12 protein-coding genes are annotated in these 12,843 nt (G+C 63.4%); 4 read left to right on the top strand and 8 right to left on the bottom strand.

The window, feature by feature from the left end; translation table 11 throughout:
• Positions 1-324: 324 nt before the first annotated feature.
• The 7 genes from KUV74_RS07075 to KUV74_RS07045 all read right to left on the bottom strand — a co-directional run bounded on the left by KUV74_RS07075 (position 325) and on the right by KUV74_RS07045 (position 6,918).
• A complete protein-coding gene (locus tag KUV74_RS07075; RefSeq protein WP_371931862.1) occupies positions 325-1,092 on the bottom strand; it encodes a transporter substrate-binding domain-containing protein in 768 nt (255 codons plus the stop codon).
• 194 nt (positions 1,093-1,286) lie between these two features.
• Positions 1,287-2,018, bottom strand: a complete 732-nt coding sequence (locus KUV74_RS07070) for an ABC transporter permease (protein ID WP_108132404.1) — start codon at positions 2,016-2,018, stop codon at positions 1,287-1,289.
• On the bottom strand, positions 2,018-2,722 hold the full coding sequence (locus KUV74_RS07065; protein ID WP_045992793.1) for an ABC transporter permease: 705 nt from the start codon (positions 2,720-2,722) through the stop codon (positions 2,018-2,020). The genes KUV74_RS07070 and KUV74_RS07065 overlap by 1 nt, the downstream gene beginning before the upstream one ends.
• Positions 2,723-2,740: 18 nt before the next feature.
• Positions 2,741-3,511 carry an ABC transporter ATP-binding protein gene (locus tag KUV74_RS07060; RefSeq protein ID WP_045992792.1) on the bottom strand — a complete coding sequence of 257 codons (771 nt, stop codon included), beginning with the start codon at positions 3,509-3,511 and terminating at the stop codon, positions 2,741-2,743.
• A gap of 223 nt (positions 3,512-3,734) precedes the next feature.
• On the bottom strand, positions 3,735-4,742 hold the full coding sequence (locus KUV74_RS07055; RefSeq protein ID WP_045992791.1) for a succinylglutamate desuccinylase: 1,008 nt from the start codon (positions 4,740-4,742) through the stop codon (positions 3,735-3,737).
• 428 nt (positions 4,743-5,170) lie between these two features.
• Entirely contained in the window at positions 5,171-6,193 is a 1,023-nt protein-coding gene (locus KUV74_RS07050) for an SMP-30/gluconolactonase/LRE family protein (protein ID WP_222515993.1), read from the bottom strand.
• A gap of 128 nt (positions 6,194-6,321) precedes the next feature.
• Positions 6,322-6,918, bottom strand: a complete 597-nt coding sequence (locus KUV74_RS07045) for a lipocalin family protein (protein ID WP_108448237.1) — start codon at positions 6,916-6,918, stop codon at positions 6,322-6,324.
• Positions 6,919-7,073: 155 nt separating this feature from the next.
• Here KUV74_RS07045 and KUV74_RS07040 point away from each other — a divergent pair, with 155 nt between their 5' ends.
• The 4 genes from KUV74_RS07040 to KUV74_RS07025 all read left to right on the top strand — a co-directional run bounded on the left by KUV74_RS07040 (position 7,074) and on the right by KUV74_RS07025 (position 11,594).
• Entirely contained in the window at positions 7,074-8,141 is a 1,068-nt protein-coding gene (locus KUV74_RS07040; RefSeq protein ID WP_222515992.1) for a class I SAM-dependent methyltransferase, read from the top strand.
• A 525-nt stretch (positions 8,142-8,666) separates the two neighbouring features.
• Positions 8,667-9,716, top strand: coding sequence for a TRAP transporter substrate-binding protein DctP (gene dctP, locus KUV74_RS07035; RefSeq protein WP_261395172.1), 1,050 nt, complete (start codon positions 8,667-8,669; stop codon positions 9,714-9,716).
• 55 nt (positions 9,717-9,771) lie between these two features.
• The gene (locus KUV74_RS07030; RefSeq protein WP_045991707.1) at positions 9,772-10,281 is read left to right on the top strand and encodes a TRAP transporter small permease subunit; all 510 of its coding nucleotides are present in this window, start codon (positions 9,772-9,774) and stop codon (positions 10,279-10,281) included.
• The gene (locus tag KUV74_RS07025) at positions 10,281-11,594 is read left to right on the top strand and encodes a TRAP transporter large permease subunit (protein WP_045991708.1); all 1,314 of its coding nucleotides are present in this window, start codon (positions 10,281-10,283) and stop codon (positions 11,592-11,594) included. Before KUV74_RS07030 ends, KUV74_RS07025 begins: the two co-directional genes overlap by 1 nt.
• Positions 11,595-11,633: 39 nt before the next feature.
• Here KUV74_RS07025 and KUV74_RS07020 read toward each other — a convergent pair whose 3' ends face one another.
• Positions 11,634-12,710, bottom strand: a complete 1,077-nt coding sequence (locus tag KUV74_RS07020) for a tartrate dehydrogenase (protein WP_045991709.1) — start codon at positions 12,708-12,710, stop codon at positions 11,634-11,636.
• Positions 12,711-12,843 lie beyond the last annotated feature (133 nt).

Raw genomic sequence — 12,843 nt, 5'->3', positions numbered from 1 at the left:
CAAACAAGCAGAACTTTCAAGGCATTGGAGTATGCGCAGGGGACGCTATTCGTCGAACCATTCGCTCAGGGCAAAGCCATCCAGCCAGGGCAGCCGGGGAAGGGACTCTGCGAAGATGGGGAGCCAGGTCAGGGGCACGAAGATGTCCTGTCGCTTCAAGGTGCTATCGAGTGTTCTAGCGAGTGCTACAGCAAGATTGCCAGCAAGTGTTCCAGCGAGTGCCGGTGGTGACACCGGACCCAAGAGGGTCCGGCGCGGTGCCTGCTCGAGGCGTTGGCTCGGGCAGGACTTGTTGCTTCAGCAAGATGCTTATTCAGCAAAGACTTATTCAGCAAAGTACTTGGCATGAATCTCTTCGTAGGTGCCGTTGTCCTTCAGGGTGGCGAGCGCCTCGTTGAAGGCCTTGGCCAGGTCCTCGTCACGCTGACGGAAGGCGATGCCGAAGCCGTCACCGAAGTACTCCTTGGGCTCGGTGATCTGCTCACCGACCACCTTGTAGTCGCCTGCCTCGCTGTCCAGCAGGGTCGACTTGCCGACCGGATAGTCGAGGAAGCCGATGTCGACGCGGCCGGAGTCCATGTCCAGCACCAGGTCGTCGGCGGTGGCGTAGCGGCTGACATCGGCCACGTCGCCGTACAGGTCGGTGACGTAGTTGTCCTGCAGGGTGCCACGCTGCACGCCGATGGTCAGACCCTCGAGGGACTCGACGTCAGGGTTGCCCATCTCCAGGTCGGTCGGGGCGAACCAGGCGGACGGCGGGGTGAAGTAGGGGTCGGAGAACAGCACCTGCTCACGACGCTCGTCGTTGATGGTCATGGAGGACATGATGGCGTCGTACTTGCGCGCCATCAGGCCGGGGATGATGCCGTCCCAGCCCTGAACCACCCACTCGCACTGGATGCCGACTTCAGCACAAAGAGCGTTACCCAGATCGATGTCGAAGCCGGTCAGCTCGCCGTCGGGGGTGCGGTATTCCATCGGCTCGTAGGGCACATCGACGCCGATGCGGATGTCACGAACCTCGGCCTGGGCGGTAGAAGCGAGAACCGCGGTGCCGATCAGGCCAGCGGTAAAGAGCTTGCGCAGTGTCATATAGGTAAACCCTTGTTATTGATAAGCGGGTGTTGATGCGATGGGAGGGCGTCTTGTGGACGCATACCATCACCTTAGCGAATCGGGGCCCTCTCAGGAAGGGCAGGGCGGCAGAAATGAAACGCCAGTTCCCAACGCTTGTTTGACGATAGCGCGACGGCGCCGGAGGCGGTGGCCTCCGGCGTCACGACGGCTTAACCGGAGGCCGGCTTCAAGTGGGCCAGCAGGCGCTTTTCCAGATAGCGGAACAGGTACAGGATGGCGAAGGTCAGGCACAGGTAGATCGCCGCCACGAACAGGAAGGCGTCGAAGGGCGCGTAGTAGCGGGCATAGACGAAGCGAGCCGCACCGGTCAGGTCCATGATGGTCACTACGCTGGCGATGGCGCTGGCGTGGAGCATGAAGATCACCTCGTTGCCGTAGGCCGGCAGCGCCCGGCGGAAGGCGCTGGGCAGCACGATGCGGCGCATCATCAGCGAGTAGCGCATGCCGTAGGCCCTGGCCGCCTCGATCTCGCCACGCGGGGTGGCCTTGATCGCACCATGGAAGATCTCGGTGGTGTAGGCCGCGGTGTTCAACGAGAACGCCACCAGCGCCGGGAAGAACGGCTTCTCCAGCAGTACCCATAGCCAGGTGTCCTGGATGCCCTCGACGAACACCACGCCGTAGTAGATCAGGTAGAGCTGCACCAGCAGCGGCGTGCCGCGGAATACATAGGTGTAGAAGAAGATCGGCATCTTGATCCAGCGGCGCTTGGAACCCCGGCCGATGGCCAGTGGCACCGCGGCGATCAGGCCGACGATCAATGACAGGAACACCAGCTGGACCGTGGTGGTCAGGCCCTCACCGTAGTACGACAGGGTGTCGAGGGTGAAGATGGTGTTGTCGGCCAGCAGTGCTTCGATTGAGGCAAGCAGTGAATCCATCAGTCATGCCCTCCGAAGCCGACGTCGTAGCGCTTCTGCAGTCTGGCGAAGAACCACTCCGAGACGCTGGCGATCAGCAGATAGATGACCGCCACGATGATCATGAACAGGAAGGGCTCGCGGGTGGCCTTGGAGGCCTCCGCGGCGACCCGCACCATGTCGGACAGGCCGATCACCGAGACCAGGGCGGTGGTCTTCAACAGCACCATCCAGTTGTTGGACAGGCCCGGCAGGGCATGGCGCATCATCTGCGGGAAGCGAATACGGCGGAACACCAGGGCGTGGCTCATGCCGTAGGCGCGGCCTGCCTCGATCTGGCCGCTGTCCACCGCCAGAAAGGCGCCACGGAAGGTCTCGCCCATATAGGCACCGAAGATCAGGCCGATGGTCAGGACGCCGGCGACGAACTCGTTGACGTTGATGAAGATGTCGATACCGAAGCGGGCGTACAGCCAGTCGGTGACCATGTTGATGCCGATCTGGCCGCCGAAGAACAGCAGCATCATCAGCACCAGGTCCGGTACGCCGCGGATGATGGTGGTATAGAGGGTGCCCAGGCGGTGGGCCACCCAGTTGCGCGACATCTTGGCGCTGGCGGTGACAAGGCCAAGCCCGATGGCCAGGATCAGTGACAGCACCGCCAGTTCGATGGTGACCAGCGCCCCCTCGAGAAGGCGTGGCCCGTAACCGTGAAGGTCAATCATGGGTCTCTCCTGGCCGCCTCAGCGCTTGGGTGCAAGGAATTGCTTGAGTCGCTCGGAGCTGGGGTTGCCCAGCACCTGGTCGGGCGGACCCGCTTCCTCGACCTGACCCTGGTGCAGGTAGATCACCTGACTGGAGACGTCGCGGGCGAAGGCCATTTCGTGGGTTACCACGATCATGGTGCGGCCTTCCTCGGCCAGGTCACGCATGACCTTGAGCACGTCGCCGACAAGCTCCGGGTCCAGCGCCGAGGTCGGCTCGTCGAACAGCATGACCTCCGGGTCCATGGCGAGTGCCCGGGCGATGGCACCACGCTGCTGCTGGCCACCGGAAAGCTGGGCCGGATAGTAGTCGGCGCGTTCGGCCAGGCCGACCCGCTTTAGCAGGGCGCGGGCGTGTTCGATGGCCTCCTTCTTCGACTTCTTGAGCACGTGGACAGGCGCTTCGATGACGTTCTCCAGAAGCGTCATGTGGGCCCAGAGGTTGAAGCTCTGGAACACCATCGACAGCTTGGCGCGCATCTGTACCACCTGGTTCCAGTCGGCAGGCTCGCGGCCGTGCTTGGTTTCCTTGAAGCGGATCTGTTCGCCGTGGACAAACAGCTCGCCCTCGTTGGGCTGTTCAAGCAGGTTCATGCAGCGCAGGAAGGTGCTCTTGCCGGAGCCGGAGGCGCCGATCAGGGTGATGACGTCCCCCTTGCGGGCCTCGAGAGACAGCCCCTTGAGCACTTCGGTGTTGCCAAAGCGCTTCTTGATATTGCGCACTTCCAGCGGAATTGGTGTATCAGCCATGAATCGGGCTCCAGATAGAATCGGCCGTGCCGGGTGGGCCGGCCGGATGGCGCGGGCTGGCGCGAAAAAAACGGGGGATTCTAACAGGCTTGGAACGGCGCAGCAGACGAAGCTGATCCGAGGGGGTATAGACCTTCGTCGAGTATAGGGGCGGGAGTTGTCATGCGTCTATCTCCAGGTTGTTGTTATGTATATATTTATTGTAAGTAAAAGAGGTGCGATCTCACGCTGATGTCAGCCTCACCGGGCGCACCAGCAGCGCCGCTCGAGCGCCGAGTTCTACCCTGGCGTTGGGGAACACCACCTTGAGCGGCTCGTCACCGATACGGGTATCGCCGGCCTGGGCGTCACGCGCCACCACGGTACCGGGGGCGAACTCGGTGAAGTTGGGAATGTCATCGGCAAAGCACAGCGCGAAGTCCTCGCTTTCACGGAACACTTCGACAGCCACCGCAAAGCCATCCAGCTGCTGGATCTCGCCCGACTCGGGCAATTGTCCGGCGATCAGCGACTGAATCAGCCGGCCCATGGGTTCAAGTGGCTCGAGATCATTGTGGCCGAACGGCAACGCCTTGCCGAGTTCCAGGGTAAACGCCTGGGCGCCGTGGTAGTGCTTGCTGTAGTGGGAGAAGGTCCAGCTATGCTGATGCTGCTTGAGCGCCGCCTGGATGCCCGCGCCGGCCATCCAGTGCCACTGCTCGCTATCGGTACGAGTCTCGGCGAAAGGGTCCACCACGAAGCGTGGGTAGTGGCTGTCGCGGATCGCGGTGTGCAGGTCGTAGTGCAGCCTTGGCAGCTGGCTGTGGTCGGCGAAGAAGGCATCCACCGCGGCCATCAGCTCACGCGCGCGGACGGCCTCGTCGCCTGGCTGGTCGAGTTCCCGCCGGAACAGCCGATTAAGGTTGGTCTCGACGAAGCGGGTGTTGCGACGAATCGCCTCGAGGTTGCCGAGGATCACCAATACCGGAGCACCGACAGAGGCAAGCCCTGCCTCCAGGCGCGCCAGGCAATCACCCAGCAGCTCGATCGGCGCGGTCTCGTTGCCGTGGATGCCGACGGACAGCACGCAGGCGCGTGCATCTGCGCCGACGGTGTCCGGGATCAGGCGCAGCAGGCCTGGCCCCTCGATCCGATAGCGGCCGCCTTTTAGCGAGCCTTCCCGGCCCTTGATCGGCCGGTCGGGGGACGACGCATCGGCCTCAAGACTTGCCGTCAGCCACTCAGCCAGCATGGCGACCTCCCGCCAGAGGCGAGGAACAAAGGGAACCTGAGTCGGGTGTCAGAACAAACGTCATCGGGAGTCTTCTTGTTGCCAAGGCATTTATCGAATTCTTGTCGCCGCACCATTGCGAGCCCCCAGGAGGACCCCGTTGCCTCTTATCGGCCCAGAGCTGGCCCACTACCTACCCACTAGCGACCCTCCGGGCCGACTCGCCAGCCGAGCTGGGGCGAACGGAAACAGGGCAGGGCGTGGCCTGTCAGCGGCCGATGGTCGGGCATTCGATCATCGCTGGAGGCGCGGATGCCGCTTCACCTTCTTAGGCAGCGAGGGACCTCGCAAGAGCGAGCGTCGATCTGGTGAAAACCGGGGGTGCGATAATGAAAGGCCCGGCAGCATTCGCCGCCGGGTTGGAGATGAGCGGCCACAGCGGCAGGCGCCTAGAGACCGCGAGCGCCGGTATAGAGGGTATACAGCGATTGACTGGCGGCCATCAGCAGACGGTTGCGCTTCTCTCCGACGAAGCAGACGTTGGCGCAGACTTCTGGCAGCAGGACGCGACCGATCAGGGTGCCATCCGGAGCAAACACGCTGACCCCATCCTTGCCCTCGCCCCCTGAGGTGCCGACCCAGAGGTTGCCGTCCTCATCACAGCACATGCCGTCGTAGCCCTCGCTGGTGCTTTCCACCAGCCTCTCGGCACCAGCCAGCGTCCTGTTCTCGGCGCTGAAGGTGAATCGCGTGATGGTAGCGGGCTGATCGGGATGGTGCGAAGGGGCGGTATCGGTGACATACAGCGAGCTGCCGTCCGGCCCCAGGGCGATACCATTGGGCTTGTAGAGCTCTGTGGTCAGACGGGTCGGCTCCTGCATGCCGTCCTCCCAGTAGTAGATGGCGGTCTCGAGTTCGAGCGAGCGCTGCTTGCCCTCGTAGTCGGAGTGCGCGCCGTAGCCGGGGTCGGTGAAGATGATGGCGCCGCCGGGCAGGGTGACCAGATCGTTGGGGGCATTGAGTGGCTTGCCGTCGAAGGTGCTGGTCAGCACATGGCGACTGCCGTCCCACTCGTAGCGAACCACCTGGGCCGGCGAGTGTTCGCAGGCGATCAGGCGACCACGATCGTCGAAAGCGTTGCCGTTGGAATGGCCGATATGATCACGCAGCACGCTGACCTGGCCGCTGGCCTCGTCCCAGCGCATCTGCCGGGCCCTGGGGATGTCGCTGAACACTGCGTAGCGACCCACGGCGTTCCAGGTAGGCCCCTCGAGCCAGAGTCCGCCCGTCCATTCCCGTTCCAGCGGGGCGTTGAACAGCATGTACTGCTTGAAGCGATCATCCACCACCTGCCAGGCGTCGATCGGATAGCGCTCGGGCGTGCCGCCGGCGTGGGCAAATAGCGACGGCGCCGCAGCGGTGGCGCCGATGGCCGCCGTGGCGGCAAGAAACTCTCGTCTTCCCAGTGACATTGCTTGACCTCCATGCAGTGAAAGGGCGACCGAGGTGGTCGCCCTTTCAGCGTATGAGGTGTTCACTGGTCTGTATGTTATACATTCTGACGAGGTCAGGCGGCCCTGCGGCAGCGCCTGACTATTGCTCAGCCCTGGCGATAGGGCTCGCACTCCTCGCCCTGTTCGACCTCTATCAGCTCCTCGACCGGGTAGTCCAGATCCTGTGCGCGCTGGACCAGCGAGCGGTAGGTCGCATCGTCAAGCTGGGGACTTCTGGCGAGGATCCACAGATAGTCGCGGTCCGGTCCGGTGACCAGCGACCATTGTCCGGCGTCATCCAGCGCCAGAATGTTGTAGCTTGCATAGAAGGGGCCGAAGAAGCTCACCTTCAGGCGGCCGACGTTGTCTTCCTCCAGCAGGTAGGCCTTGCCTTCGGCCACGTCGGGCTCGCCCTTGGACAGGTCGACGCCACGGTTGATCACCTGGACGCCACCGTCATCCCGGGTGGCGTAGTCGGCGGTGACGCAGTCGAGCCCTTCCTCGAAGCTGTGATCGAAGCGCGCGATCTCGTACCAGCGACCCAGATAGTCCTCCAGGGCGAAGTCATCGATGGGCTGGGTGCCAGAGGGCAGGCCTGTGCAGGCCGACAGCACCAGCGGGGCGCCAACGGCTGCGAGCAGGGTGGAGAGGCGCGTCGGCTTTCGAGCCGGGGCCGACGAAGGCCGGCGTCCTTGCGTATCCATGAGGGCTCCTGAAGGGGGGCAGGCGGGTGGAAGACGAGTCACCGCTGAATGTGTTGCATAATTTTCGTACAAGAAGTGTATGTCTTTTTTGCTGCTGTTGTCCAAGAGGCTTCCCGCTTGAGGTCGAGCAGCCATAAACGTGCAAGGAGCGCCGCATGACGCTAAAGGGGACACCCGGAGAGGCCGCGCAGGGAACGGCAGGTAGCCAGCTGGGCCAGCACTATGATGCCAAAGGAAGCCTGCTGGCACGGCTCGAGCGTGCCTTCGTCGAGGCGGGATGCGACCCCGACCATCTGAGTCACGACGAGATGGCCGGTATCGATCAACTGCATCTGGGGGGCAGGGCGGCCAGCCGGCGATTGATGGCCCTGGCGGGGGGAGATGCCGGCCAGTCCCCGAACAAGGGGGACGGTCCTCGCTTGGACGCGGTCGCGGGTGCGGGCACGGGTTCCAGCGGCGCAGCGCGCCTTCTCGATCTGGGGTGCGGTACCGGCGGCGCCAGTCGTCTGCTGGCCCGCGAGCTTGGCTACGAAGTGGTGGGGGTGGATATCACGCCGGGTTTCATCGAGGTCGCGACCTGGCTGAGTCGGGCCTGTGGACTGGAGGACAGTACCCGTTTCGTGTGCGCCGATGCTGCCGAGTTGCCGCTGGGGGATGCCAGTGTCGAGGCGGTGTGGTGCCAGCATGCCCTGCTCAATATGCCGGACATCGCCGCTGTGCTGAGCGAGTGTCGCAGGGTGCTCGCCCCGGGCGGCAGGTTGCTGCTCCACGAGGTGGTTCGAGGCGACAATCCTGCGCCGTTATCGCTGCCGGTGCCCTGGGCGAGAACGCCCGAGCATAGCCGACTGTTGTCCCTGAAGGATCTCGAGCAACACCTCCAGGCCGCCGGGTTTCAGCGCCAGGCACTGGAGGATGTCAGCGCCGAGGCGCTGGCCTGGCGCAGCCATCACCGGCGTCGCGAGCAGGGCGGGACCGACCGCCGAGCCCATGGGGGCAGCAACACGGACCAGGCGCAGCCGCCCAGGCAGGAGGGGGGCGAGTCGTCACCTCAGGCGTCAGGACCTGCTGCCCGTCCTCCCATTCGTCCCCGCTTGCCCGGGCCTGCGCTGATCTTTGGTGAGGTCTTCGTGGAGATGGGCCGTAACCTGCTCGATAACCTCAGCGACGACCGGGTGAGGGTGGTCCAGGGGGTGTGGCAACACCACCCATTGCCGCGAACCTGACAGTTTGACCCCCTGAATTCAAGCACCTGGATTCATAGAATAAGCGCCGCTGTATGTCGTTCAGCGGACGGCCTCCTCCAGGAGGCTCCCTCTCCCATGGTTGCCTCCTCAGGGGGCACGGGCTTGCCAAGCCTGCTGATGCTCTGTGCTCTGTGCTCTGTGCTCTCTGGTCGTCTCTCTGCATTCTTCTCTCGGCATCCTTCTCTGTTTCCTGCCTTCCCTCCGTGCTTTTTTTTCTGTCTCTCTCGGCCGACGTGCGACGCCTTGGTACAGGGTGGCCTGGTGCGGTTGTGTCACGTCGAGTTGGCATGCGCCACCTGACCGGGGTTCTGGTCTGACCATTGTCTTGATGGATCACAGGGGCGGGCTTTCACGGCGCTCTTGCATTTGGGTATCCTGTAAATATATTTTATACAATCTACGTTTTTGGCGGCGTTGCCTGAGTCTGGGTGTATCGGCCTGTCGAAGCGTTGGGGAATGTGGAATCTGGCGATGGGCGCTGGATACACCGATGGAGTCAATACAATGAACAACAAGGCCTTGAGTGCAGCAGCGATCGGAAGTCTGGTGATGGGGCTGGTGGCGCCTGCCCTGGCGGCTGACGTCGAGTGGAAGGTGCCGACCTCGGTACCGGCGGGCTCCCCTTTTTACGAGAACTTTCTGGAGCGGTTTGCCGACAACGCCGACACCCTCAGCCAGGGTCGGGTGGAGATCAAACTCTTCGGCGCAGGGGTGATCGTACCTGCGTTGCAGGTATACGAGGCCGTGCTGGAAGGCACCGTGGAGGCGGGGCACTCCACGCCCAGCTACCTGGTAAACCAGAAGCCCATCAACGCCATCTTTGCCGGCTTCCCCGGTGGCATGGGGCCGGAGACCTATATCAACTGGATCTACGAAGGGGGCGGTCAAGAGGCCTTGCAGGAGCTGCGCGCCAGCGAGGGGCTGCATTCCTTGATCGTCGGTATCGGCTCCACCGAAGTCTTCGCTCACGCCAACGTCAGGATCGATGGTGCCGACGATCTCGAAGGCTTGAAGTATCGTACGTCGGGCCCCTGGGCGGAGGTGATGCGTGAATACTACGGCGCAGTGCCGACCGTGGTGCCGCCGGGGGACACCTACACCCTGCTTCAGCGCAAGGGTGTCGACGCGGTGGAGTGGGCAACCCCATCGAGCAACCAGCCAGAAGGGTTCCATGAAGCCGCCAAGTACATCGTGGTTCCCGGCGTGCATCAGCCCACCTTCCTTTGGGAGGTTGTCGTGACCGAGGACACCTGGGCGGCCGTCCCAGACGACCTCAAGCCGCTGATCGAAGCCGCCGCCAAGCTCACGACCTATGAAGGCCTGAGCCAGTTCTATCACCAGGACATGCTGGCAATGGAGGCTTACCGTTCGGGCCGCAATGAAGTGGTGAGCCTGGACCCCGAGTTTGTCGAGGATCTGGCCCAGAGCGGTCGGGCCTGGATGGAGGCCACGGTTGAAGCGTCAGACGATCCTGCAATGCGGGCGCTGCTGGAAGACTACCGCACCTACCAGCAGCGCTGGAGCGAGCAGAACGACTACCTGATCCGCGACTGACCCCTCAACCGATCCTGGAGGAACGTCACCTCGGCCTGCGGGGTGACGCCTATTCATGAATACACTGATGAACCTCATCGACAGGGCGTCGACGCTGCTGGCGTGGGGCAGTCGCCTGGCGCTTGTCGCCCTGACCGGCGCCATGCTCTACGAAGTCATTGCACGCTATGCCTTTAATGCCTCGACCATCTGGGCCTTCGATCTGTCCTACATGGCCACGGGAACAGCCTTTGTTCTCGGCATCGCCTGGACCGCCAAGGTGGATGGCCACGTCAGGGTCGATGCCTTCAGTCGCCTGCTTCCGCCGCGTCTGGTCCAGCGCCTGCACGGTGCCGTCTATCTACTGCTGATGGTGCCGGTGGTGGCGCTGATGGCGCATCACGGATGGCTGCGCACCCTGCGGGCCTGGCACACCAATGAGGTGGAAATGGTCAGCGTATGGGCACCAAGGATGTGGCCGCTCTACGCCCTTATCGCCATCGGGCTTTCCCTCTTCGCCTGCCAGCTTGCGGTGGACGGAGTGCGGCAGCTTTGTACAGCACGCACCACCGAGGAGAGTCGCTGATGGATGCCCTCGTTGCCGGTCTGATGTTTCCCGGCTTATTTCTGCTTATCTTCCTGGGCATCCCCATCGCCTATTCGTTGACGTTGGTCTCGGTTGCCGCTGGCTGGTACGCCTTCGGACCGATGATCTTTCAGCAGCTGTACGGTAGCGTCTACAGCGCCGCCACCCACTATGTGCTGTCTTCCATCCCGCTGTTTGTGCTGATGGGAGGAATCCTCGAGAAGTCGGGAATCGCGCGTCAACTGTTCGATGCCATCCAGCTCTGGATCGGCCGACTGCCTGGGGGGCTGGCGCTGACGACGATCGCCATGGCGGCCATCTTTGCCGCCGCCTCTGGAGTGGTCGGTGCTGTCGAGATCATGATCGGTCTGATGGCGATACCCGCGATGCGGGCCTATGGCTATCGCAATAGCCTGATGAGCGGGACCATCTGTGCTGGGGGCTCCCTGGGCACGATCATTCCGCCGACCGTGATCGTGGTGGTGTATGCGGCCCTTGCCCAGCTTTCCATCGGCGAACTCTTTGCCGCCATCATTCTGCCAGGCGGATTGATGGTCTCGCTGTTTGCTCTCTACATTCTGGTGCGCTGCGCCCTGCGCCCCCAGGACGGCCCTCCGGCCGTGGAGGCGACACCCTTGCCGCTGGGCCAGAAGCTCGCGATCACCGCCAAGGCCCTGGTACCCCCGCTGTTGTTGATGTTTGCGGTGCTGGGCTCGCTGCTGATGGGCATTGCCTCACCGACAGAGGCGGCGGCGGTCGGCGTGGGCGGCGCCTTGCTGCTGGCTGTGATGAATGGCGGTATCAGCGTCCAGGCGCTAGGGGAGTCGCTGTCCCTGACGGTGCGCATCACCGCCATGATTCTGCTGATCGTGGCGGGGGGCACCATGTTTACCGGGATCTTTGCGGTCAACGGCGGCGGCGAGATGGTGGCCGAGATCGCCGAGCAGCTCGGCGGCCCCACCGGTGTCATACTGTTCTTCCTCGGCGTGACCTTCCTGCTCGGCTTCGTGCTCGACTGGACCTCCATCGTGCTGATCTGCGTTCCGATCTTCACGCCGGTGGTCAAGCAACTGGGCATCGATCCGGTCTGGTTCGCCACCCTGGTGCTGGTGACCATCCAGACCAGCTATCTCACCCCACCGATGGCATCATCGATCTTCTATCTGAAGTCCATCGCCCCGGATGACATCACCTACGGACAGATGTGCCGAGGGGTGCTGCCCTTCATCGCGATCCAGCTGGTGACACTACTGGCGGTGGCACTGGTGCCGAGTCTGGCGACATGGTTGCCAGAGCAGATCGTGGGATTCTGAAGACCGGCCCGGCTCGAGGATGCCGGGCCGGCAGGGTGATCAGCCCTGGGCGATACGCTCGCTGATCGCGGCGCCCAGACGCTCGGTGGTGCCGTTGCCGCCCAGGTCCGGGGTCAGCACTTCGCTGTCGCCGTCTTCCAGCACCGCCTCGATGGCGGCCAGGATGGCGTCACCGGCGTCCTTGTGACCCAGGTGTTCGAGCATCATGGCGCCGGACCAGATCTGGCCGATGGGGTTGGCGATGCCCTTGCCGGCGATATCCGGGGCACTGCCATGAACCGGCTCGAACAGGCTCGGGAAGGTGCCTTCGGGATTGATGTTGGCCGAGGGCGCCACGCCGATGGTGCCGGTACAGGCGGGCCCCAGGTCGGAAAGAATATCGCCGAACAGGTTGGAGGCCACCACCACGTCGAACCAGTCCGGATGCATGACGAAGTTGGCGGTCAGGATATCGATGTGGAACTTGTCCACCTCGACGTCGCCGTACTGCTTGGCCATCTCGGCCACTCGGCTGTCCCACCAGGGCATGGTGATGGCGATGCCGTTGGACTTGGTGGCCGAGGTCAGCTTCTTGCGCGGGCGGCTCTGGGCCAGGTCGAAGGCGTACTTGAGCACCCGGTCGACGCCGTGGCGGGTCATCACCGTTTCCTGGATCACCACCTCCCGGTCGGTGCCCTCGAACATGGTGCCACCGACGCTCGAGTATTCGCCTTCGGTGTTCTCGCGGACCACGTAGAAGTCGATGTCGCCGGGCTCGCGACCGGCCAGCGGGCTCTTGATACCCGGCAGCAGGCGGCAGGGGCGCAGGTTGACGTACTGGTCGAACTCGCGGCGGAACTTGAGCAGCGAGCCCCACAGCGAGATGTGATCCGGTACCTTTTCGGGCCAGCCGATGGCGCCGTAGAAGATCGCATCGAAGTCGATCAGCGTCTCGCGCCAGTCGTCCGGCAGCATCTTGCCGTGCTCGAGGTAGTAGTCGCAGCAGGCGAAGTCGAAGGTCTGGGTATCCAGGTCGATAGCGAAGCGCTTGGCGGCGGCCTCGAGGGCGCGCACGCCCTCGGGCATGACTTCGGTGCCGATACCGTCACCGGCGATGATGGCGATGCGATGGGCCATGAAAGCTCCTTGATCTTGTCTGCTGGCGTGTCGTTTGCGCCTCACGCGCCGGCCACGGTGGTGCCTGGCGTGGAACCTGGCGGGGGCAAGGGGTGAAGTCAGTCTAGCTCTTTACAGCGAGGCGATAATGGGG

It is taken from the genome of Halomonas sp. DP1Y21-3, assembly GCF_019801245.1.
Taxonomy (GTDB): Bacteria; Pseudomonadota; Gammaproteobacteria; order Pseudomonadales; family Halomonadaceae; genus Halomonas; species Halomonas litopenaei.
This window is presented reverse-complemented; position numbering and strand designations above follow the sequence as displayed.